This window comes from Fortiea sp. LEGE XX443, from assembly GCF_015206815.1.
In the GTDB taxonomy this organism is placed as follows: Bacteria; Cyanobacteriota; Cyanobacteriia; order Cyanobacteriales; family Nostocaceae; genus Nostoc_B.
Genome location: NZ_JADEXZ010000056.1, coordinates 17,785 through 40,926, shown reverse-complemented (window position 1 = coordinate 40,926; position 23,142 = coordinate 17,785). Strand labels below are relative to the sequence as shown.

The 23,142-nt window shown below is 41.7% G+C and carries 15 protein-coding genes; 5 read left to right on the top strand and 10 right to left on the bottom strand.

The window, feature by feature from the left end:
* Positions 1–474: 474 nt before the first annotated feature.
* Positions 475–1,752, bottom strand: a complete 1,278-nt coding sequence (locus tag IQ259_RS19240; RefSeq protein WP_193887605.1) for an ankyrin repeat domain-containing protein — start codon at positions 1,750–1,752, stop codon at positions 475–477.
* Between the two features lie 268 nt (positions 1,753–2,020).
* On the opposite strand from IQ259_RS19240, the gene IQ259_RS19235 reads away from it, so the two are divergent.
* Positions 2,021–2,491 carry a DUF4079 domain-containing protein gene (locus IQ259_RS19235; protein ID WP_193887604.1) on the top strand — a complete coding sequence of 157 codons (471 nt, stop codon included), beginning with the start codon at positions 2,021–2,023 and terminating at the stop codon, positions 2,489–2,491.
* A 65-nt stretch (positions 2,492–2,556) separates the two neighbouring features.
* On the opposite strand, the gene IQ259_RS19230 is transcribed toward IQ259_RS19235, so the two are convergent.
* On the bottom strand, positions 2,557–3,240 hold the full coding sequence (locus tag IQ259_RS19230; RefSeq protein WP_193887603.1) for a DUF1997 domain-containing protein: 684 nt from the start codon (positions 3,238–3,240) through the stop codon (positions 2,557–2,559).
* Between the two features lie 174 nt (positions 3,241–3,414).
* Here IQ259_RS19230 and IQ259_RS19225 point away from each other — a divergent pair, with 174 nt between their 5' ends.
* On the top strand, positions 3,415–4,074 hold the full coding sequence (locus IQ259_RS19225) for an NAD(P)H-binding protein (protein WP_193887602.1): 660 nt from the start codon (positions 3,415–3,417) through the stop codon (positions 4,072–4,074).
* A 164-nt stretch (positions 4,075–4,238) separates the two neighbouring features.
* On the opposite strand, the gene lysS is transcribed toward IQ259_RS19225, so the two are convergent.
* The 3 genes from lysS to IQ259_RS19210 form a co-directional block, all read right to left on the bottom strand.
* Positions 4,239–5,924, bottom strand: coding sequence for a lysine--tRNA ligase (gene lysS, locus IQ259_RS19220; protein WP_193887601.1), 1,686 nt, complete (start codon positions 5,922–5,924; stop codon positions 4,239–4,241).
* Positions 5,925–6,480: 556 nt separating this feature from the next.
* Positions 6,481–7,347 carry a DNA/RNA non-specific endonuclease gene (locus IQ259_RS19215; protein WP_193887600.1) on the bottom strand — a complete coding sequence of 289 codons (867 nt, stop codon included), beginning with the start codon at positions 7,345–7,347 and terminating at the stop codon, positions 6,481–6,483.
* Between the two features lie 469 nt (positions 7,348–7,816).
* Positions 7,817–11,740, bottom strand: a complete 3,924-nt coding sequence (locus IQ259_RS19210; protein WP_193887599.1) for an ATP-binding protein — start codon at positions 11,738–11,740, stop codon at positions 7,817–7,819.
* A gap of 437 nt (positions 11,741–12,177) precedes the next feature.
* On the opposite strand from IQ259_RS19210, the gene IQ259_RS19205 reads away from it, so the two are divergent.
* Positions 12,178–12,420, top strand: a complete 243-nt coding sequence (locus IQ259_RS19205) for a hypothetical protein (protein WP_193887607.1) — start codon at positions 12,178–12,180, stop codon at positions 12,418–12,420.
* A gap of 432 nt (positions 12,421–12,852) precedes the next feature.
* On the opposite strand, the gene IQ259_RS19200 is transcribed toward IQ259_RS19205, so the two are convergent.
* Positions 12,853–16,704 (bottom strand): hydantoinase B/oxoprolinase family protein, encoded by a 3,852-nt coding sequence (locus IQ259_RS19200; protein WP_193887598.1) that lies wholly within the window; start codon positions 16,702–16,704, stop codon positions 12,853–12,855.
* A 130-nt stretch (positions 16,705–16,834) separates the two neighbouring features.
* Here IQ259_RS19200 and IQ259_RS19195 point away from each other — a divergent pair, with 130 nt between their 5' ends.
* On the top strand, positions 16,835–17,728 hold the full coding sequence (locus IQ259_RS19195; RefSeq protein ID WP_228014644.1) for a bestrophin family protein: 894 nt from the start codon (positions 16,835–16,837) through the stop codon (positions 17,726–17,728).
* A gap of 92 nt (positions 17,729–17,820) precedes the next feature.
* Here the strand turns inward: IQ259_RS19195 and IQ259_RS19190 are convergent, their stop codons facing one another.
* Positions 17,821–18,114, bottom strand: coding sequence for a hypothetical protein (locus IQ259_RS19190; protein WP_193887596.1), 294 nt, complete (start codon positions 18,112–18,114; stop codon positions 17,821–17,823).
* Positions 18,115–18,285: 171 nt separating this feature from the next.
* Complete coding sequence (locus IQ259_RS19185; RefSeq protein ID WP_193887595.1) at positions 18,286–20,115, bottom strand: tetratricopeptide repeat protein; 1,830 nt, start codon at positions 20,113–20,115, stop codon at positions 18,286–18,288.
* 370 nt (positions 20,116–20,485) lie between these two features.
* Here IQ259_RS19185 and IQ259_RS19180 point away from each other — a divergent pair, with 370 nt between their 5' ends.
* Positions 20,486–20,743: a hypothetical protein gene (locus IQ259_RS19180; protein ID WP_193887594.1), complete on the top strand. Its 258-nt coding sequence runs from the start codon at positions 20,486–20,488 to the stop codon at positions 20,741–20,743.
* 377 nt (positions 20,744–21,120) lie between these two features.
* On the opposite strand, the gene IQ259_RS19175 is transcribed toward IQ259_RS19180, so the two are convergent.
* Together IQ259_RS19175 and IQ259_RS19170 are read right to left on the bottom strand one after the other, a co-directional pair.
* Complete coding sequence (locus tag IQ259_RS19175; protein WP_193887593.1) at positions 21,121–21,834, bottom strand: rubrerythrin family protein; 714 nt, start codon at positions 21,832–21,834, stop codon at positions 21,121–21,123.
* A gap of 187 nt (positions 21,835–22,021) precedes the next feature.
* The gene (locus IQ259_RS19170) at positions 22,022–23,116 is read right to left on the bottom strand and encodes an alkene reductase (RefSeq protein ID WP_193887592.1); all 1,095 of its coding nucleotides are present in this window, start codon (positions 23,114–23,116) and stop codon (positions 22,022–22,024) included.
* Positions 23,117–23,142 lie beyond the last annotated feature (26 nt).

Sequence of the window (23,142 nt, the reverse complement as noted above, 5' to 3'; positions counted from 1 at the left end):
CCTTTTAATTGCTGTGCAGTTTCCTTCAACAAATGCTTTAGTGAATCTGTTAATTCCATTGACACCTATGCACATCCAAAATCGAATCATCATTGAATTTACTACAAAAAGGGAAGGGAAAGGTTGCCGTTAGCAACCTTTCCCTTCCCGCCACCAGAATGATTATCATTTTCATAAGTTGTATACTTTATTCTCTGGAAGTCCCTAAGCAGACAGATTCTAGTTTCTGATAACAAAAATAGAGTGTAATGTTCCAGATTGCATTGTTCTGTCGAGGGTTTACTGATTTCTCTAATTGTCCGATAAGTAGAAAGGTGCAAATAAACGGAACTATGTAACGGAAAGTAAAGTAGGTTGAAAACCTCTTCCCTTCTGCCTTCTGCCCTCTGCCTCCTGCCTCACCTCACAAAATCGCATTGCTCCCGACAAGGTTTAGCTTCCCCAAACAATGGTAGGTTTTCACCAGACACAATATTATTCTTGTGCGCCAGCTTGTTGCAAAGTTTTGACTATATCTTGATAGCCGTTAAATTCTGCCAGCATTAAGGCAGTATAGCCACCGCGATTTTTCAAATTCAGATTTGCGCCTGCGTTAAGTAATATCTGCACAGTTTCAGTGTAACCCCCAGAGGTAGCCCACATTAATGCTGTTGCCCCAGCTATGTCTTGAAAATTAACATCTGCACCTTTGGCTAGTAGCAGTTTCATGATTTCTATGTGGTTGCGTTTCGCAGCCTTGAGTAAAGCAGTCTGACTGTCATTTCCCAGAGTATTAGGATTAGCACCGTAGTCTAATAATACTTTGACTGTTTGGGTATGTCCCAAGGATATTGCAGCGATTAAAGGAATCTCTGCTTCTGCATAAGGACTTGCGCCTGAACGCAGCAGTGCTTCGAGAATTTCGCTGTATCCTTGCAATACGGCGACTAATATGGGTGTGTCGCCTAAGTTATTTCTGACTTGGACATTGGCACCACGACTTAGTAACACTTGTACTACGTTAATATGGCCTTCGACAACAGCAATATGTAATGCAGTTTCGCCGTCTTTGTCTTGGTGAAGAATTTCTGCACCTTTCTCTAGTAAAACAGATGCGATCGCACTATTGCCAGCAGCCGCAGCGGCCAATAGCGCTGTACCACCATCGCTGTTTTGTAAGTTGACATCTGCACCAGCCACTAACAATGCTTGGACAATCTCCAAATTTCCCAAATCCGCAGCAATCATCAACAGTGTTTCACCATCTTCATCTTGGTGATTTACATCTGAGTTATTTTGTGCTAATAGTTGCACAACTACTGCATGTCCCTGTTTCACCGCCAATTTCAAAGCAGTGTCATCGTCTTTATCGGCAATATTTACATCAGAACCAGCAGCAAGTAATATCCGCACTATTTCTACATAACCTTTGAGTGCAGCTGCCATCAATGCTGTGCTGCCATCTTCATTGATAGCATCAACATCAGCATCTCTCGATACTAAAAGCTGCACAATATCTACCTGTTGATTACTAGCAGCCAACATCAACGCTGTTAACCCATAGCGTTTTCTGGGTAAGTTGATATTTGCCCCCGCATCTAAAAGCGATCGCACAATTTCGGTGTAGCCTAAATTAGCAGCATACATTAACGCTGTAGTCCCATAGCGATCGCCCGCATCCACATTCACACCAGTAGCTAAAATCTCACTTAGCCGCTTGATATCCCCACTCTTCGCAGCCTTCAGCAGTAAGACATCGTTGTTTTCAGTCATGAATTAAATCCTGCCCAGGCAGTTTTATCATCTAGTCCCCAAACTTAGTTTGAAATTCTTTGAGTACTTTTGCAATAGGGCTATCTGAAGAAAGTGCTGAGTAAAAATAGTCTAGTTTGTGAAGTTATATTGCAGGAGGAATGCTCAACCCGAAGAATGTACACAGTACATCACACCTGATTAATTACGAATTACGAACTACGAATTACGAATTAGCATTAAACTTATGCTAATTTTTATTAAGATTTAAGAATTGGGCGAGAACACAATGACTCTGGAACTATCACCCGCGGTTAAATATTGGCTTAACTTTTTCCACCCGCTAATGATGTGGGTACTTTTAGCGCTTTCATTTTATGCTGCTTACTTGGGGTTGCAAGTACAGCGTACCAGAAACGCTCAAGGGGATGAAAAGAAAGAACTGATCAAAGGTAAATTTAACGTCAAACACTACCAAATAGGGTCGATTCTTTTAGCTTTGATGGTAGCAGGTGCAATTGGTGGTATGGCTGTCACTTACATAAATAACGGTAAGCTATTCGTGGGGCCGCACCTGCTGGCGGGGTTGGGAATGACTGGTTTAATTGCTTTTTCTGCGTCCTTATCTCCTTTTATGCAGAAAGGAGCTAATTGGGCAAGAATGACTCACATTTTGTTGAATTTTGTGATTTTAGGTCTTTTTACCTGGCAGGCTATCAGTGGCGTGCAAATTGTCCAAAGAATTCTTAGCAACGCATAATTAATGATCAATAATCAATAGTCAATGGTCAAAAATTTTTGGACTATTGACTATTGACTCTGGACTTATCGCTTTTTCTTAGAATTACCGGAAAAAGGTATTCCCAAAGACTGATGAAAATCTTCTTGAACTTTGCGTGTTAAACGGCGAGAGACTTGACGGACAATTTGATTAAGCAAGCGATCGCCTGTAGATTGAATTAAAGACTTGGGCAATCGTTGAATAAACCGGGGAAAGTGAAGATAAACTTTTAAATCTAATTCCCATTCAACGCGCGTTATTTCACCTGAAATAGTCGCAGCATCGTCAGTTTGATCCTCTTTTAATTGCATTGATGCCCGATAATCTACATCATAGCCCGGTGCTTGATAGTCAGGAATAGCGATCGTCCGAATGTAATATATCCCTTCTTGCGGTGGTAAAAGTTCTAAACCAATTTTTGGCTCTACTTCATAACCAAAAGAGCCAAAACGTCCAATAATCAACGCATAACCATTTTCTCCCAATGGCTGTACCTTCATTGGTTCGGCACAACGTGTAAACCACGACGAATGAGCATTGAGATATTCAGCAACTTGATGTACTGGGGCGTACATCTCCATAAAATCGCTATAGCAACCGCAAAACTGGGTTTGTGTCCCGAAATTTGTATCTGTAACTACATCATCAGTTTCTACTGCATTAGATTCTACAGGTAAAACAGTTTCTTTTATATCAAAAGATTGATATTCGCCGTTTGTTGAAAGCATCAATGCGTTCCCCTCTGAGTTGGCGTTTGGCTATATTAATAATTCCCAGCTTACTTGGGTGATTTCGCACGCAAGATTCTATTTTGGCTGAAATTTTAAGGTTCCGTCATGAACTTTATGAAATCACTAAAATACGGATAAATCACACACTAGTTTTTTAGGATAGCGTTTGTAATGAAAGCATTTGTAGCAGGAGCCACAGGTGAGACAGGGAGTAGAATTGTCAAAGAGTTAGTAGCGCGTAACATTCCCGTGCGTGCGTTAGTGCGAGATATACAGAAAGCTAGAGCAATTTTACCCCCTGAGGCTGAGTTAATTGCAGGTGATGTGTTGCAACCAGAAAGCCTCCCTACTGCTTTGGGAGATAGTACTGTGTTGCTGTGTGCGACTGGTGCAAAACCAAGTTTTGATCCAACTGGGCCATATAAAGTAGATTTTGAAGGTACTAAAAATTTAGTGGATGCTGCTAAAGCCAAAGGAATTGAGCATTTTGTTTTGGTTTCCTCCTTGTGTACTTCTCAGTTATTCCATCCCTTGAATCTATTCTGGTTAATTTTAGTTTGGAAAAAGCAAGCGGAAGAATACATCCAGAAAAGTGGTCTTACCTATACTATTGTGCGGCCTGGCGGTTTAAAAAACGAAGATAACTCCGATGCGATCGTTATGCAAAGTGCAGATACATTATTTGAGGGTAGTCTTCCTCGACAAAAAGTTGCTCAAGTTTCTGTCGAAGCACTATTTGAGCCAGCTGCACGTAATAAAATTGTTGAGATTGTAGCTAGACCTGACGCTAGTACAAAAAGCTTTGGAGAGTTATTTGCTAACGTTGTCTGATATACAAAGTTGGGTTGCGCTGTCGCTTAACCCAACAGCACCAAGGCTTTTGTTGGGTTAGGCGTAAACCGTAACGCACCAAAAGATTTGGGTGGTGCGTTATGCTTCCCTGCGGAAACGTTAACACACCTTATATTTATTACAAAAATTAAATATCCCACATCTCAACTTAATTGTTCATACTTAAATTTTCCTTTAATAAACTTATGAAAATATTGACCTTTAGACGCTGCATTGTCTAAATCTTCCTTAACACTGGATGGTATTTTAAAATACTCGTAAACACTTCCGCCATCAAACTCAATAGTCAGTGTTTGAGTGTTTGAATCATAGCTAAATTCTTTGATAAAACTACCTTCAGGCTTGAGTAAGGGGAATGCGATTACATCCCGAATACTTGCAGAATCAGTCAATAACATCACTAACCGATCAATTCCAATACCTAGGCCGCCCGTAGGTGGCATTCCGTATTCTAACGCTGTGAGGAAGTCTTCATCTACGCCTTGGGCTTCTAAGTCACCAGCAGCTTTGCGGGCGGCTTGGGCTTCTAAACGTTCTCTTTGGTCGATGGGATCGGTTAATTCTGAGAAACTGTTAGCAGTTTCACGTCCCACAATAAATAACTCAAATCGTTCTACCAAACCAGCCACAGAACGGTGCGGCTTGGCTAACGGCGAGATTTCTACGGGATAGTCAATGACAAAGGTAGGCTGAATCAAGTTAGCTTCTACTTTCTCTTCAAAAGCTAAATTTAGTATCTTACCAATTGATTGGGCTTCATCTACACCAGGAATCCCAGCATTTTTAGCTGCTGTTTTTGCTTCTGCTAATGTTTGGAATGAATTGAAGTCTAAACCCGTATGTTCTTTGACTAAATCGTGCATTGTCACCCGTCGCCAAGGTGGTGTTAAATCTACAGTTTCCCCTTGGTAAGTAATTTGCAATGTGTCGAGAACTTCTTGGGCGACGGTGGTAATAATTCCTTCCGTCAGCGCCATCATATCGTTGTAGTCGGCGTAGGCTTGGTAAACTTCGATTGAGGTAAATTCGGGGTTGTGGCGTGTGGAAATGCCTTCATTGCGAAAAATTCGCCCCAATTCAAACACTTTTTCAAAGCCACCGACAATCAACCGCTTGAGATGGAGTTCTGTGGCAATCCGCAGATACAATTCCATTTCTAAGGTGTTGTGATAGGTGACGAAGGGACGTGCATCTGCACCGCCAGCTTCACTTTGCAAAACAGGCGTTTCAATTTCGAGAAAATCTCGCTGTTCTAAATAGCGGCGAATACCGGCAGTTATTTGGGCGCGACGGCGAAAAGTTTGCCGGACTTCGGGGTTAACAATCAAGTCAACGTAGCGCTGACGGTAGCGCTTGGCAACATCTGTTAATCCATGCCACTTGTCGGGTAGAGGCAGTAGGGATTTGGTCAGGATGGTGTATTGTTTGACGTAGACTGATAATTCGCCCTTTTCAGTCCGTTTGATTGTGCCTTTAACTCCCAGAATATCGCCTGCATCTGTGAATTGCTTTAGGTGGTTGAAAGCCTCAGCATCAATCTCTGCCATGCTTTCTTGGATACGATTTTTTTCCAGATAAAGCTGTATGTTGCCGGTTTCGTCTTGCAAGGTGAAGAATGCTAACTTACCAAAAACCCGACGCGCCATAATGCGCCCGGCAACGGCAACTTCTAAATCCACTTCTTCGCCACTGGGTAAATCAGCAAATTTTTCTTGCAACTGGGCGGCGTTATGGGTAGATTCCCAACGATAGGCGTAGGGATTAGCCCCTAACTGCTTAATCTGGTCTACTTTTTCCAGCCTGGCGGCACGGATATCTTCTTCCGACATGGTAACGAACTAGAATAGGGCAAGATTAATTATAGATGCTGCGATCAAGTGGGTGCTGATAAGTCAACTAAGTTGACAGCGCATCTTGAGCTAAATTTTGCATAATATGTAAACTACATCTACGTAAATAAATTAAATAGACTTAACATTGGGCTTGATTCTACTTTTGAGAATGAGAATATCACGAGAGAGCGATCGCTTTCTTAACTAGTTATATAGTTTATTTGTACTACTATAAACACACCTCTACTGATCACTTTGTCAACATTTAGATGCGATCGCCCTGAACCCAAGGTAGAAAGTAAATTAAACTGAGTTAGGTTTAATAAGCTGTTAAGCATTTAATTTGCACATTGAGGCAGCAGGGGGGCAGGGAGCAGGGAGCAAGGGAGAGGGTTTGCAGCTTTGATTACCATGAAAATGGTGCAATTTAAATGACGATTAGCTTACCAAGTTATCAAAATTAGTCTTGTTGATAATCAAAGTGGTTCTTAAACCAACTTTCAATTCAATAATCCGAACTAAGACAACTTGGTATGGATTTAGCTAACTATCTTTATAAATTGTCAACTCTAGATTCAATTACACTTTGAACAGATGAAGAAACATTAGAAAGGAAATTGTAGGTAGTTCCAGTTCTACTAGTAAGTCTTGATTCTAAAGTATCAACACTAATTCTATAATCTCTCCAATTCGCGTTTCTCACACCTTGTGTATTGGGTATGTCTACAGTAATTACTCTTGTAGCAGTAGTTACGCTACTAGCTCCAGAATTTGGTTTAGGTAAAATTACAATCACTTTGTAAGTTCTTTCTGGGACTGTAATTCTACCACTATCAATTGTGGTTTTGAAACCGTTCGACCCTGTACCGCCAGTACCATAAGAACCGGAAATTATTACAATTTCGTTAGTTGAGGTTAGTAAGCTTCTAGTATAACTTTCCAGATTCGCCCATACACCTTGATTATTATCAGGGGCTTGGGGAATCATATTTGTCATCAAGAATGTAGCAGAATTATTGGCAACTGTGTTGGTTCTATCAGCAGAAGGAGACATGTGTCCTCTGTCAAATCCGCTACCAGAGTAACTACTACCTGAGACTCGATAGCAGCCGGAAGGTAAGGTAGTATCTGCACGAAAATCATCCTGGCGAGGCGCACTTCCTAACCACTCATTGTTTAACTTCCAACTTACCCAATTGGGTGTTCCTCGGGAACAGTTATGTGAGGTTGCGTACTGAAATTTGCTCAATAATAAATTACTGAAACTAGTACCAGCGTTAGTGGGATTTCCTAACACTAAATGATTCGCTGAACTTGCGCTTTGAGCAGTAAGTGGCTTTTGGAAAGCATTAAACAGAGCGAAAATTGTAGCTGGTAAGGCAATAGGTAGAATAGCCTTGAAAAAATTAGACTTCTGCATGTTCATGTGTTGCTGATTTGTTGAAAAAAACTACACTTGTTTCTGGATTTATTACAGAAACTAAGTAGAACTTAAGCGTTTGAAGTATAAATCTGCTTCAATAAGAAGAGGTAAAAGAGCCGTAAACTTCGCATTAATATTTAGTAATCATTCAAGTAAATGCGGGATGATTTTCTTATATTTATCTCTCAAAACCTCTTCTTCTCTACGAGACGCTGTGCGTTGGCGGAAGCCTCTCGTAGAGAATGCGTACTTTGCGTACTTTGCGGTTCATTATTTCATCCCTAAATTCAGCAACGCCAGAATTGTTTGTAGTGATTTCTGGATGAATAAGCTACAGAAAAAAATAATTAACCGCGGATAAATGCAGATGAATATGTATAGTAGAGACGCGATTATCGCATCTTTAAATGGTATGTATTTAGATGACCGCAGGTGACAGCAACAATATCAGCGATCGCGCTTTTTTTCAAGTTCTTCTTACAAGGCTGGCTACTACCGTCGCTAATTCAGCAGGTTCAATGGGTTTAGGTAAATGTAGTTGAAAACCTTCTTGAATAGCACGCATCCGATCTTCGGCTCTAGCGTAGGCGGTTAAAGCAGCTGCGGGAATTTTACCACCTTGTTCTGGGGGTTGCGATCGCAATTGGCGAATCAATGAATATCCATCTTCACCAGGCATACCAATATCACTAATTAGCACATCTGGTTGCCACTGGAAAATTACTTGTAATGCTTCTTGTGCCGAACCAACAGCTTGCACTTCGGCTTGACATTGTTGCAAGACTGTGGTCATGTATTCGCGGGTGTCGGCTTCATCGTCAACAACTAGTACTCGCACACCTGTGAGCAAGGGACATAAAGGTACAACATCAAGGTTTGCTTCTGGGATGCTAAGAGGCTGAGAAATCGTTTCTTTGTTTGGTAATAGCAAGGGTAATTTGACAGTAAATGTTGCTCCTTGTCCTTCCCCCATGCTCTCTACATGTAGAGTACCACCATGCAACTCTACCAAGTGACGCACAATTGCTAAACCTAATCCTAAACCACCGTGCGCCCTGGTGCTGGAACTGTCGGCTTGACGGAAGCGATCAAATACGTAAGGTAGAAACTCTCGCTTAATGCCAATACCTGTATCAATTATTTGGATTTGTGCGTAACTGGGGATGAGTAAAGATTCTTGCACATGACCAATGTTTTTGGAGAGTTTAATTTCAACTTTACCGCCTTTGGGTGTAAACTTGATGGCATTTGATAGCAAATTCCAAATGATCTGCTGCAAGCGATCGCAATCACCAGAAATTAAAAATTGCGGTGGCAAATCTGTATCTTGAGGCACACAACATAAAAGAGGAGTTAAAGATGCTCCATTTTCATTGTGCTGTGGCTCCCACTCCTCAAACCTAGAAAATTGCAACTCAATTTCTTTAGCTTGGGCTGCGAGAGTCACAGTTTCAATTGTTGATTCAATAATGGGTACTAGATTGCATGTAGAGACTTTGAGCCGTAAGTTACCTCTGATCATCCGGGAGATATCGAGTAAGTCTTCAATCATTTGGGTTTGCGCCCTAGCATTGCGTTCAATGGTTTCTAGAGCTTTTGCCATTTGGATATCGCTGAGTTTGCGGCTGCGTAGGAGTTGCGCCCAGCCGAGAATAGCGTTGAGGGGCGATCGCAATTCATGGGAAAGTATGGCTAGAAACTCGTCTTTCATACGGTTGGCTGCTTGCAACTGTTCGGTTTGCTGCTGCAACGAAGTAATTAAACTTGACCTTTCCATTGCGATCGCAATTTGATCGCCAACTGCTTGCATCATACCTCTTTGATTTTCGGTGAAGAAATCACGCCGCCGACTACCAAAAGAAAGCGTACCGAACAATTTTCCTTGAGCAATTAACGGGTAACAGTAGTAAGCCTTAACGCCTAGTGAGCGAATCAATTCTGTTTTAACATCGGTTGCTTGCTGGACATCTTCTACATAAATTAGTTGGCGACATTGGGCTGCTGTACCGCAGACAGCTTGACCAAATTCTAACCACTCAATTTCTTTTGCTAGTTCTTCTGCAACGCCTCCATAAGAAGCTAGGCGCATTACCTGGGAGTTGTCTTCAACCAAGTAGTTGAAGTAAACATCTAAACTAATTTGTTCTTGAAGTTGGCAAAAAACGCTGTTAATCAGCGCTAAAGGTTCCTGGCTAGATAATAAAGCGCTGGCTGTATTAAACAATAGCTGGAGCCTTTTGTTACCTAGAGATAATGCTTTTTCTACCTGCTTGAGTTTAGTAACATCTTGAAATACAACTACACAAGTGGCTGGATAACTGTGCATTGCTGGAAGCGTATCAGCAAATATTAATAAAGAATGTACACCTTTGCTCGTGTGCCAGTCCATTTCCACGCCATCTAAACGTTCACCACGGGCAACGCGTACCCCTGGCATTTGGTCATTGGGGATGCGATTGCCTGTGGCATCTGTGTAGTGGTACACCGTGTGATGCTCTTCGGCTGGTATTCCTTGGGGAAATTCACCTCCAGCTAATTCGTTCGCCGCTCGATTAGCAAATGTTACCCGTCCCGTTCCTGGTTCAATAAACAGTAATGGTCTGGGCATCAGGTTTAACACATCTTCTAGCCACTTTTGTTGATTCTGCTGTAATTCTTCTGTTTGCTTGCGGCTAGTAATATCTAAGAATGCACCAATACAGCCTCTAGTCTTGCCTTCTTCATCGAATAATGGTGCTACGTACTCCAACAAATTGACAACTTTGCCATTGTCATGAATGATATCGACTTCAAAATTTAGAACTTCCACGCCATGCGCTGCGGAGTACTGCATGGGTAGTTCTTCTGGCAATAATTCCCGACCTTCGCGGTAGGCTTTAAATGTTGTTGGTCTTTCTTCGGCAGGTGCGCTGAGGGAAGCATTCTGGTCTGGTGTGATGCCCAATTGCTTGGCAAAACAAGGGTTAACGCGAATATTTTGACATTCAGGATCTTCTGCAATTCCAATTCCTATAGGAATCACATCCAGTAAAGTTTGCAACTCGACAACCCGCCGCTGTAAATCTCGATTTAGTTGCAGGATTTTTTCTTCTGCTTGTTGGCGATCGCTTAAGTCTAGAATAAAGGCTACAGATTCTTCCCGTTTTTCTCCTACTAAGACGTAGCCAATTAAAATCGGGATGCGGCTACCATCTTTGTGAATATATTCTTTTTTATAAGGTGTACAAGCACCAGTACTATTTGCCTTAGCTTCAGCAATTGCTTGCTCATCTAAATGCAAATTCTCTGGTGGTGTGATTTTTTCCCAATTTAATCGGCCTGCTAGTAAATCTTCTCGCGTATAACCCATCATCCCCAGAAATTTGTCATTTGCTTGGTGAATATTGCCGTAAACATCCCCAAACAAAATGCTAATAACGTTAGAATCTACAAAACTTCTGAGTTTTTCTTCGTAGGCTCTGAGCGCTTTTTGAGCGCATTCGTTTTTGTACCAGAGACGTTGTACGACTACTGCACATTGCCAAATTAAAAAGGTAAAAACAATAATCAGGATCAATGCAAAGACAGCTATGGCAAAAGCGGTGTCATAATGTCTGTTTCGCTGACCTTGAATGATTAACCATCCTGATAATAAAGGTACAGCGATCGCAGCTATTAATAAACGACGAGCTAGTAAACCGCTGTAAGTTTCACTCATGACTACGCGCATGAATCCTTTATCGACATGCGACCAGAGAATTCCTACACACAACACACTAAACAGTACTACTGTGTGTAACGCCATAGGTGTTCCTGAAGGAAACAGGCTGTAGAGAATTTTGACATTGTAGGCGTAACCAATGAGTGCTTCTAAAGAAATCACCCCAGCAATCAGAACGAGAATCTGACTATACCAATTCCTGCAATTGCTTTTTAAAGACACCAAAAATTCTAAAGCAGAACCCAGCAACAAAAAGTTTAATGCTGTGTTTAACCCCATCCGTCCTGGATAAGATGTCAACAAAGGAGTTGGTGAGTCTTGAAATAATAGCTCGTCAATGCCAAAATTCCAGCCGAATAAATATTCAATAATTGTGAGTGAGGCAACAATTATTGGTACTAAACTCAACGCTCTAACAACTACCTTGATTTTTTGCCGTAAACCCACATCAGACTGTTTGTTTTTGTTTATCTGTAACAGCCACAGCGACACCCCCAATAATACAAAACACAGCGCTGTGTTTGCCGTCATTGTCAATAAACTGGGGTAGTTACCGTTTTTGAGAAATTCAATGTCGAACATCCACCCAAGCAATACAAAACTACCAGCAAGGGTGGAGATGGCAGCTGCAACCCTTACCACTATTGAATTCCGTACATCTTGCAGTTGCAAGTGGTTGCTGTTTAGCATTGATATTTTTGTCAGTAAATTTATAACTAGACTAGCGTGTTAAATTTTGAGTATTTTGCGGGTTTACATCTTTTATTGTTCGCCATAAATGATACGAGCCATTTGCAATTTTTTCATCTGTCTATGTGCAGATTTCACCCTTTAGTTAAGCAAAATCAGCACTCAATGTATTAATTATTCGAGCGATCGCATTAATTAATCTCTCCCTCAATTCCTGTCAAAAATTGAGAGAAACCCTAAATTTTTGCGTCCTCTCTCGCAGGGAAGAGGACTGGTTTATGTCTGATGTGAGAGGATGCGATCGCGCAACAATAAAACAGCAAGTTCGTAATTCAGGTGACGTGATCAAGAGGTTCAACTTGTACTGAAGAAGCGTTAGCAACCCCGCCAAGAGACTCACTAACGCCCTTTACTGACCCCTTATGGATAAATTAATCATGCCACAAAACAGCAAATACAAAGATTCCACTTCAGAAACTCAGGCTCAGGCGATCGCCTACAAAGAACGCTTAAATCCTTGGACTGTTACTCGTCTACTTCCAGATATGCAACAGGTAACAGTTGCTAGATTTCGCAGTCGCTCTGATGCGGATGGTTATTTACAAAGTTTACATCAACTCTTACCTGACGCTCATTTTGTCGTGGTATTTGATTGTCCCCATCACGAAGTAGTGATTTAAATTTTAGGAGATAAGACTGTTGGTTGTTATTTTTGCTGACAGTTATAAAAAATCTCTCCAAATCTCTTTTCTACGGTGTACACACAAGTATTTTAGTCAGCAATGTTAATGTGTTAACTCACAATGTTAATGTGTTAACTCACAATGTTAATGTGTTGACTTGCAATGTTAATGTATGGCCTGCAAAAGTTAACGGGAGCATTCACTTTTGAAAGAAACACCGGGCGATAGGAAATTGCGGCTATACGAACAAAACCCGCAAAGGCGGACTTTGTTTGTGTAGCCCCAGACTTCTAGCCTAAGAGGTTGTTTGAAAAGTGGCTGGTTGTGATGATTTGTACTTCTTGATCCCCCCTAGCCCCCCTTAAAAAGGGGGGAAATGCTTCAAAGTCCCCCTTTTTAAGGGGGATTTAGGGGGATCTAAAAACGGTATTAGCTTTCCGCAGCAAAACCATAACCTCCACCACCAGGTGTTTCAATCACAAACACATCACCAACATTCATCTCAACTACAGCTTTGCTACCTAAATCCTCAACAGTTCCATCACACTTTTCCACATAATTTTTTCCCACTTTACCCACTTCACCGTCAAATAAACCAAAAGGTGCAACTATACGATGATTTGACAGAATAGCTGCTGTCATTTTTTCTAAAAAACGCAAACGACGAATCACACCATTTCCCCCATGATGATGTCCTTTACCACCACTATCATTACGGATAGCAAAATTTTCTAAAACAACAGGGAAACGCCATTCTAATATTTCTGGATCTGTTAAACGCGAATTAGTCATGTGTGTATGAACTGCATCTGTACCATCAAAATTTTTACCTGCACCAGAACCACCGCAGATAGTTTCATAATATTGATAGCGTTCATTACCAAAAGTAAAATTATTCATTGTTCCTTGAGAAGCAGCTAAAACACCCAACGCGCCATATAAAGCATCGGTAATTGCTTGAGAAGTTTCCACATTTCCCGCTACCACAGCAGCGGGGTAACGGGGATTTAACATACAACCTTCAGGTATATGAATTTCTAAAGGTTTAAGACATCCAGCATTTAAGGGAATATCATCATTAACTAACGTGCGGAAAACATATAAAACTGCTGCCTTACAAACTGCCGCTGGAGCGTTAAAATTATTATTCAGCTGCTGAATTGAAGTGCCTGTGAAATCAATTTTAGCGCTGCGGGTTTCTGGATTGATAGTAATTGCAACTTGAATGATACTACCATCATCCAAAGCATAACTAAAACTACCATCCTTTAAAACTTCAATTACACGCCGCACCGACTCTTCCGCATTATCTTGCACAAAACCCATGTAAGCTTGCACAGTTTCTAAGCCGTAATGTTCTACCATCTTGAGGAGTTCTTGCACACCGCGTTCATTAGCAGCAATTTGGGCTTTTAAATCTGCTAAATTTTGCGTGATATTCCGTGCAGGATAAGGTTCACTTGCAAGCAAATTTACTAATTCTATTTCGCGGAAACTTCCGCCATCAACTAACTGAAAATTATCAATTAATATGCCTTCTTCTACTACATTTATACTGTTAGGCGGCATAGAACCGGGAGTAATACCGCCAATATCTGCATGGTGTCCCCGTGAGGCGACGTAGAAAAGTAGAGATTGGGAAAATACTGGAGTGATAACGGTGATGTCTGGTAGGTGAGTACCGCCGTTGTATGGGTTATTGGAGACAAATACATCACCAGGTTTGATAGTATCGCCATAGTTAGTAATTAAAGCTTGCACACTTTCACTCATCGAACCCAAATGCACAGGAATATGAGGTGCATTCGCGACTAATTGCCCAGAACCATCAAAAATTGCACAGGAGAAATCCAGCCTTTCCTTGATATTGACAGAAGAACTCGTATTTTGTAAGGTTATACCCATTTGTTCTGCGATCGCCCGCAACAAATTGTTGAAAATTTCCAGCATTACGGGATCTTTTTGAGTGCTGTTAGCGGTAGCGGGGCGTTCAGCCCGTACTGAGTACTGAGTGCTGTTAGCGGTAGCGGGGCGTTTAGCCCGTGCTGAGTGTCTTGTTAAGACTAAGTGATTGCGTGCAGTTAATTTTGCTTGCCAACGAGGTTCAATCACATTTGTACCCGTCGCCTCAACAATAATCGCTGGCCCTGAAATACAATCCCCCGGCTGTAAATCCTGCCGTTGATAGACTGGTGTAGACTGCCATGTACTAGCAGTGTACATCTGCACAGTTGCCACTGCTACAGGTTGTCGTTCATCTCTGCGTGATACCAAAGCTTCTGCCGGTACATCATGTTTCACCACCACCTCAACCGCCACCGCTTCCACAATCAGCCGCTTCTCTGGCGCAATAAACCCATAACGCTGACGATGCAACTCCTCAAACTGACACTGCATCATCGCCACATCACCAAAATCCACACTTAACGGCGCATCCGTCCCCTCATATCTCAAATGCACCTTGTGATAAACCTCTATCTCCCCTCCTCCCTCCGCGCCCTCCGCGCCTCTGCGGTTCGTGTCCCCAAAAGCCTCCGCCACCAACGCCACCGAACCCTCACTCAAAACAACTTCCACCGACTTTTCTCGCATCACCCTTACATCAGCCAAACCCATACCATAAGCCGACAACACCCCCGCATAGGGATGAATAAACACCTGCTTCATCCCCAAAGCATCAGCAATCAAACAAGCGTGTTGCCCACCAGCACCGCCAAAACAACACAAAGTGTACTCCGACACATCATAACCACGCTGGAGAGAGATTTTTTTAATTGCATTCGCCATTTTATCAACTGCGATCGCCAGAAAACCCGCAGCTACTTCCTCCGGTGTTCTCCCATCCCCAATTTCCGCCGCCAATTGCTGAAACTTACGCCGCACAACCTCTGCATCTAACGGCAAATCTCCATTCGCCCCAAACACTTTGGGAAAAAACTCCGGTTGCAACTTACCTACCATCACATTGCAATCAGTCACCGTCAACGCCCCACCCTTAGAATAAGCCGCAGGGCCAGGATTTGCCCCGGCTGATTCTGGCCCCACCCGATACCGGGAACCATCAAACTGCACAATAGAACCACCACCAGCCGCGACGGTATGAATTGCCATCATCGGTGTTCGCAGACGCACTCCCGCAACTTCTGTTTCAAAGGTGCGTTCATACTCGCCATTGTAATGAGCCACATCGGTAGATGTGCCACCCATATCAAAGCTGATAATCTTGTCAAACCCAGCCATGAGGCTTGTCTGCACTGCCCCAACTATCCCACCAGCCGGCCCTGATAAAATGCTATCCTTGCCTTGAAAATTTTCTGCATCCGCCAGCCCACCATTGGATTGCATGAACATCAATTTTACAGGGGAGTGGGAAGAGGAAACGGGGCAGGGAGCAGGGAGCAGGGGGTACGGGTTGGACTCTAGCGCAGCCTGTAGGTGGGAAGAGGAAACGGGGCAGGGGGCAGGGAGCAGGGGAGATGAACTTACAGTAAAATTTCTCTCTTGCTCCCTGTTTTTCATCTCCTCTGCTTTTTCTTCCTGACTCCCAACGCCCAATTCCCTATTGCTCGTTGTCAATTGATTAGAGACTTGATCAACATAACGCCGCAAAATAGGTGATAAATAAGCATCAACTACAGTTGTGTCGCCCCGACTGACTAATTTCATTAAAGGGCTGACTTGGTGAGACACTGAAACTTGAGTAAATCCAATACTCTGCGCTAAATTAGCAACCTGCTGTTCATGGTTGGTGTAGCGGTAACTGTGCATGAAAACAATGGCACAACCACGAATTCCATCATCATATGCCGCTTGTAATTCGGGACGAACACCATCAAGATTTAGAGGTATTAATTCCTCGCCTTGGGCGCTATAACGTTCTTCGACTTCAATCACCCGTTCATAGAGCATTTCTGGCAAAATTATCTCAAGGGCAAAAATGTCGGGACGGATTTGATAACCGATACGTAGAGCATCCCGAAAACCTTTGGTAATTACTAAAACGGTGCGATCGCCTTTTTTTTCCAATAAGGCATTTGTCGCTACAGTTGTTCCCATTTTCACCGCCGCGATGCGATCGCTTGGAATGGCCGCATCAGCCGAAACTCCTAAAATTTCCCGAATTCCCTGCACTGCTGCATCGGTATAGCGTTCAGGATTTTCTGACAGCAGCTTGTGAATTACCAACTCCCCATCAGGGCGTTTCGCCACAATATCAGTAAATGTCCCGCCTCTGTCAATCCAAAATTCCCAACTTTCAGTAGATGCTGATGCCCCAGTCATGGTAAATTCCTCAATGCTGATTTTGCGGCTGCCAAGGTTATGATTTTTAAGTTATCAGATGCTTGCTGGCATGATTTGCTAGATATTTGGAGTAAATTGCGTGGTAATTAAAAAAATTCCCTGTTTTCAAATGGCTTTCCAGATCAAAGGTTCTGTTATTTTATCCATTTATCAAGGAGTGATTTGGTTTGGCTGCTTTGGATTTTTGATTTCTGTACTATATTATTTTAAGTTACCTGTATCCCAACCAATTTTAGCCAATGTTATTCCTAGCATTGTTTTAGGTTTATTATTAGTTTTTCGGACAAATACAGCTTATGATAGATTTTGGGAAGGTAGAAAAATCTGGGGTTCTATCGTTAATAATACCCGCAATTTAGCGCGACAAATTTGGGTATCAACTAATGAAGTATCACCAGGAGACAGAGAAGGTAAAATTGTTGCATTGAAATTATTGGTAGCTTTTGCTGTGGCTACCAAGTTGCATTTACGAAATGAAGAAATAAATAGCGAATTAAAAGACTTAATGCCATCTTCTAGATACTTCAAATTGCAAGGTATGAATAATCCACCTTTAGAAGTGGCTTTTTGGATTAGTGATTATTTACAACAGCAGTACGATCGCAACTGCTTGAACAGCGATCAATTAACAAATATGCAGCAATTATTAAATTATTTAGTCGATAATTTAGGTGGATGCGAACGTATTTTAAAGACACCTATGCCTCTAGCTTACGCCATTCATCTCAAGCAATTGTTATTCCTGTATTGCTTGTTGTTACCGTTTCAAATGGTAGAAAGCTTGGGATGGTGGACAGGATTAATTGTGAGTTTAGTTAGTTTTACATTATTTGGCATAGAAGCCATCGGCTTGGAAATCGAAAACCCTTTTGGTTATGATACCAACGACTTACCCTTAGATACAATTTGCCTGACCATGAAACGGAATGTTGACGATTTGATCAGTCTCCCTCCGAGTGTGCGATCGCTTCAATCAGATGAATCTGCAATTTCTGATAATTAATTGCCTTGATTTATGGTTACTTCATTTTGGCAAACAAAATATTTGTTTTCAAGACAAGTCTAAGTAATAACGTCCCGTCGCGCTAATTATTTTTAATTGTCATGCTCTTGTTGATAGTTATCTGTAGATATATTAGTTTCTAATAGACTGGAAATAAATACATCTGGTTTTCTACTAACAACAGATATAACTTTATCAATAGCAATTACTTCACTAGTTTTCACAACCATTTCCCACAAAGTATCTTCTTCTGCATCTTTATTGTGAGTTCTGTGTTTAAAACATAACAAATCATCGCAAACCTTAGTAATAGTTGCGAAATACCATTTATCTCGGATTAATAACCAAATTTCTTGCTCTAAGTATGTTTGTAGAATTGATTTCACAATAATTTAGATGATTAAAAACAATGTCGTAAATACTATTTGGGGATGAGAGACTGGTGCAACAGGGAAAATACTTAATTGTGACTAAAGATAATACTACTACATGAATAACCGTATTATATCAGTGGTGCGTTACGGTTTTAACCTCACACACCTTATAGTATTTTTACTTCAAACTTCAGACTTCAGTTGAGCGATCGCGGTTAGCATTTGTTGGTAATACTCAATGTTTCCTTCTTGATAATAGATGTTGGCGGATTTTTGAAAATCAGCGATCGCACCTTGAAAATCTTCTAATTGACGGTAGACATCAGCCCGTAACATATAAGCTGAAGCCCAATGAGGTTGACGCTGCAAGGCTTGGTTTAAGTCAGTTAATGCTCCCTGTAAGTCTCCCAATAGCAAACGGCTACGACCTCGATGATACCAGTCTTCTGCAAAGCTAGGATCAAAGGCAATGGCTTGATTGTAATCTTGGATGGCGCTTTGATAATCTTGCAGAGCATAGTATGCACTGGCGCGATCGCTGTAAAATGCCGCAGAGTTGGGATTAATCTGCAAAGCTGTGGTGTAATCAGCAATTGCACCTTGATAGTCTTGCAAGGCATAGCGCAGAGAACCACGGTTGTAATAAGCTTCTACTAAACTGGGGTTGATTTTTATGGCTTGATGATAATCTGCCAAGGCTCTTTGTTCGGCTCTTAAAAGGCGCAGGGCGTTACCTCGGTTACAATAAGCTTGAGAAAAATCAGGAGAAATTTTGATTGCTTGGGTGTATTCTTCCACAGCGGCTAAATAATCTTCCAGAGCTTCGCGGGCTAAACCACGGCCATAGTATGCTGTAGCTAAATTGGGTTTCAGCTGCAAGGCGCGATTGTAATCTAAAATTGCTCCTTGATAATCTCCCAAACAACGACGAGCAGTAGCCCGATCGCAGTATGCTTCTGCATATTCGGGGTGAATTTGCAAGATCCGATTGCTGTCTCCGATTGCGCCTTGGTAGTCGCCCAGTTGGCAACGAGCATGAGCTAGAAAACCGTAGACTAAAGCTAAAGTCGGATTTTGTGCTAATGCTTGCTCATAATCGGCGATCGCACCTTGATAATCGCCCAAAGTTGCCCTTACTAGTCCCCGTTCGTAGTATGCTTGGACATCTTCAGGATTTAAATTCAGAGCTTGGTTAAAGTCTGCAATCGCCGCTTGATAGTCATTTAGGTAGGAACGGACAAGCCCGCGATTGTAGTATGCTGGTGCAAAACTGGGGTTAAGTTGTAATGCCCGATTGTAATCAGCAATTGCACCTTCATAGTCTCCCAGGGCATAGCAAGTATTACCTCGGTAATGATAAGCTTCCACCAGATGAGGATCTAGCTGTAATGCCCGTTCATAATCGGCGATCGCTTGCTCATACTCTTCTAAAATATGGAAAATATTACCCCGACTGCTGTAAACGGCAGCATACTGAGGATACCACTGTAATGCTTGCTGGAAATCTGCCAGCGCGTCTTGATAATGTCCATTCTCGCTGCGAACTACACCTCGATCATGAAAAGCTCGCGCTATATCAAAATCTATATATGTAACTAACTCAGGATTAATTTCGATCGCTTGGTGATAATCAGCGATCGCTCGATCATATTCTCCCAAGGCACAGTAAACATTTCCCCGACCGTGGTGTGATTCTGCTAAGTTGGGATTAATTGCCAATGCTTCCTCGTAATCTGCGATCGCTTCCTCGTAATCTGCTAGAGAATAACGAGTGTTGCCTCGGTTATGATAAGCTTCTGCAAAATTAGGTTTAATTTGGATTGCCTTGTCAAAATCGGTGATCGCTCTCTCATAATCAAAGAATGAGCTATAAAATATATTACCGCGATTGTAATAAGCTTCAGCAAAGTCAGGATTTAGCTTAATTGCCTGACTATAATCAGCGATCGCGCCTTGAAAGTCTCCTTGCAAATTTTTGTTGAAACCCTGGTTAAAAAAATCGTCAGCATTCATCTACGTTAAATGGGCTGTGAAACTCCCGTTTCCTAATTTTAGGCTGGGTGCAGTTTCGTATCAATTGATTTCAGCGGATTTTTACAATTACACCTGTAAATATAAATTAGAACATAGTAAAGTACAGCAGAAAAACAGATAATATCCTACTAATAGAAAAAACACAGTATAGATATCTTAATATTTATACTTTTATCTTGTTGTAGGATAGAAATCCCATTTGATTTATGAACTTACTACATAAACATCGGGAACAGGGAACAGGCAATAGATTTGTTGCAAATTAATTAAGATTGCCAAAGTTCCGCAAAAGGGTATTAAGAGCAAAACACAGTAAAATTCCAAAAAATATCATAGAGGGACTAAACCAATGAATATTTTGGTCACACCTGAAGATGATCAATTACATAAATTCCGGCTCGAATTAGGAAAATATCCCAATACTCAGGAAGTGATTAGCACAGCGTATAAGGTAATAGAAGAAAATACGCATCGTCCCACAGACATAAATCAAAAAATAACTATAGAAGATGAAAATCTTTACTGCCGAACTTTTGGCGATCGCTCAATAGCAGAAGGATGTAATCATACTGAAGATGACATTTATACTGGGTTAGTTGAAAAATAAGGTCATAGCCAGTACAGATAAAAAAGAACTTTAGAGTTGGTAAATATTCGTGAACAAAAAGATTCCCCGACTTCTTAAAGAAGTCGGGGAACTGAGCCTCTCAATTTTCACAAATCAAATTGGATTGCTCTGTATATAGCAACGATCAAGCCAGTTAGGACATTGCTAATTGCTCAAAGCTCTTAAACAACTGGATTTACACTCAGCACTCAAAACTCAGCACGGGCTGAACGCCCCGCTACCGCTAATACCGTTTCACTTTAAGTTTGATACAAGTAGGTCGGAGGGGGCAGGGGGTAGGGAGCAGAGGGAAAGAATTAAAAACCATTAATTTGTATCAAGATTTTCGTGAATTGGTATAACAGCACTTTGCTATATTAAGCAGCGACTTTTTCTTCCATTGGTTTAAAAGTCTTTTTGGTAGCACCACAAATTGGACACTCCCAATCATCGGGGATTTCTTCAAAAGGTGTGCCTGGTGCAATTCCAGAATCAGGATCACCAGCAACAGGATCGTAAATCATGCTGCATTGTCTACAAATCCATTTGCGAGTTTGAGGATCTTCACTAGCCACTCTGGTGGCTGCTTGTCCGCCATTTAATACTTCTAGCGCTTCAGTATAGCGATCGGCATGGTAATTTTCGATAAATTTGAGTAACCCAAAACGGTGCGCTGCTTCCCGAAAAGTATTGGCGTGTTCGCCAGATTCTTGTGCTTGCTTGAGAAATTCTGCTGCGGCTGGATTGTCAAGATCGCTTTTAGCTGCTGCCGCAAATTCGGGATACATTGTAGTGTATTCGTAAGTCTCACCTTCAATTGCTAAAGATAAGCAACGAGAGATAATTTGCCGTTTTTGTTCATCAGTTAAAGCCGCTGGATTTTCCACCACGATTTCTGGATGTAACAACTCAAAATGAGCAAAAGCATGTTCAGTTTCTTGTTCTGCGGTTTCCCGAAAAAGTTTTGCCAAATCTGCAAATCCCAATTTATTAGCAACCTTAGCGAAAAATAAATACTTGCGGTTTGCCATCGATTCACCACCGAAGGCTGCTTCTAAGTTATGAAGTGTAGTAATGTTGGATAAATCCATAGTTTTGGGATGTCTGTGAATTAATATTTATTGCCTAGTAAAAAAACAGACTAACAATCAGATTAATGAGCTAATTTTGTATAACAGAAAACGTTTTATACAAATTTTTATTGCCCATCTTTCTTTACCTGCTTTGTTAGCTGTTCCAGGAAAATTATAGAACTAAAAAAGTGGTAAAAATCACCACTTAACTTGCCTGAAGTTCTAAAAATGGATAGTCTGTATATCCACTAGCATCGGGAGCGTAAAATGTCTTCTGATCTGGTGTATTTAACTCGGCGTTTAACTGCAAACGCTTCGGTAAATCAGGGTTTGATATGAATAGTCGTCCAAAAGATACTAAATCGGCATCATTGTTGGCCAAAATACTATCTCCTGTTTGGCGATCGTAGCCGCCATTTGCCATCAATGTCCCTTTATAGATTTGCCGGAAGAGAGGTGTGACGGGATTGATAACTTCACGGTTTGCCAAATCAATATCATTTGGTTCCATTAGGTGTAGATATGCTAGTCCAAAGCGATTTAGTGCATTGATGACATAGCCAAATGTTTCTTTAGGATTGGAATCAGACATTCCATAAAAGGTGTTACTAGGTGAAAGCTTAATGCCTACACGGTTTCCACCACAGACATTAGTGACTGCTTCCATAACTTCCAAGACGAATCGACTGCGATTTTCCACTGAACCGCCATACTCATCAGTGCGCTGATTTGAGCCATCTTGCAAAAATTGGTCGATTAAATAACCGAATGCACCGTGAAGTTCGACACCATCAAATCCCGCAGCCAAGGCATTTTCTGCACCTTTGCCAAATTGCTTCACAACACCAGCAATCTCCGGAGTTTCTAAAGCGCGGGGTGTTTCTAAAGAGACTTTACCATTGGGAGTGTGCAGCGAACCAACACCAGCGATCGCACTCGGTGCAACTGGTAACTCTCCACCCAGCAAAAACGGATGAGCAATTCTCCCTGAATGCCATAATTGCAAGAAAATTCGTCCCCCTTGTTCATGCACAGCATCAGTTACTAAACGCCATCCCGCTACTTGTGCATCTGTGTAAATTCCAGGACAGTTGATATATCCCAAACTTAACGGAGAGACTGCTGTACACTCCGTTACAATTAATCCTGCACTTGCACGTTGGCCATAGTAAGTCGCCATCAGTGAGTTAGGAATATTGTCAATTGCCCGTAAACGAGTCATGGGAGCCATGACAATGCGGTTAGGGAGTGTGTAAGCGCCAAGTTGAACTGGTGTGAATAGATTGATTTGAGAGTTCATTACTGACATTTCCGTAGTTAAAGCCA

What these genes read in the sequence shown, in the direction of transcription:
- IQ259_RS19240 (WP_193887605.1), bottom strand. Translation starts at nt 1,752, where the DNA reads ATGACTGAAAACAACGATGTCTTACTGCTGAAGGCTGCGAAGAGTGGG.
- IQ259_RS19235 (WP_193887604.1), top strand. Translation starts at nt 2,021, where the DNA reads ATGACTCTGGAACTATCACCCGCGGTTAAATATTGGCTTAACTTTTTC.
- IQ259_RS19230 (WP_193887603.1), bottom strand. Translation starts at nt 3,240, where the DNA reads ATGCTTTCAACAAACGGCGAATATCAATCTTTTGATATAAAAGAAACT.
- IQ259_RS19225 (WP_193887602.1), top strand. Translation starts at nt 3,415, where the DNA reads ATGAAAGCATTTGTAGCAGGAGCCACAGGTGAGACAGGGAGTAGAATT.
- lysS (WP_193887601.1), bottom strand. Translation starts at nt 5,924, where the DNA reads ATGTCGGAAGAAGATATCCGTGCCGCCAGGCTGGAAAAAGTAGACCAG.
- IQ259_RS19215 (WP_193887600.1), bottom strand. Translation starts at nt 7,347, where the DNA reads ATGCAGAAGTCTAATTTTTTCAAGGCTATTCTACCTATTGCCTTACCA.
- IQ259_RS19210 (WP_193887599.1), bottom strand. Translation starts at nt 11,740, where the DNA reads ATGCTAAACAGCAACCACTTGCAACTGCAAGATGTACGGAATTCAATA.
- IQ259_RS19205 (WP_193887607.1), top strand. Translation starts at nt 12,178, where the DNA reads ATGCCACAAAACAGCAAATACAAAGATTCCACTTCAGAAACTCAGGCT.
- IQ259_RS19200 (WP_193887598.1), bottom strand. Translation starts at nt 16,704, where the DNA reads ATGACTGGGGCATCAGCATCTACTGAAAGTTGGGAATTTTGGATTGAC.
- IQ259_RS19195 (WP_228014644.1), top strand. Translation starts at nt 16,835, where the DNA reads ATGGCTTTCCAGATCAAAGGTTCTGTTATTTTATCCATTTATCAAGGA.
- IQ259_RS19185 (WP_193887595.1), bottom strand. Translation starts at nt 20,115, where the DNA reads ATGAATGCTGACGATTTTTTTAACCAGGGTTTCAACAAAAATTTGCAA.
- IQ259_RS19180 (WP_193887594.1), top strand. Translation starts at nt 20,486, where the DNA reads ATGAATATTTTGGTCACACCTGAAGATGATCAATTACATAAATTCCGG.
- IQ259_RS19175 (WP_193887593.1), bottom strand. Translation starts at nt 21,834, where the DNA reads ATGGATTTATCCAACATTACTACACTTCATAACTTAGAAGCAGCCTTC.
- IQ259_RS19170 (WP_193887592.1), bottom strand. Translation starts at nt 23,116, where the DNA reads ATGAACTCTCAAATCAATCTATTCACACCAGTTCAACTTGGCGCTTAC.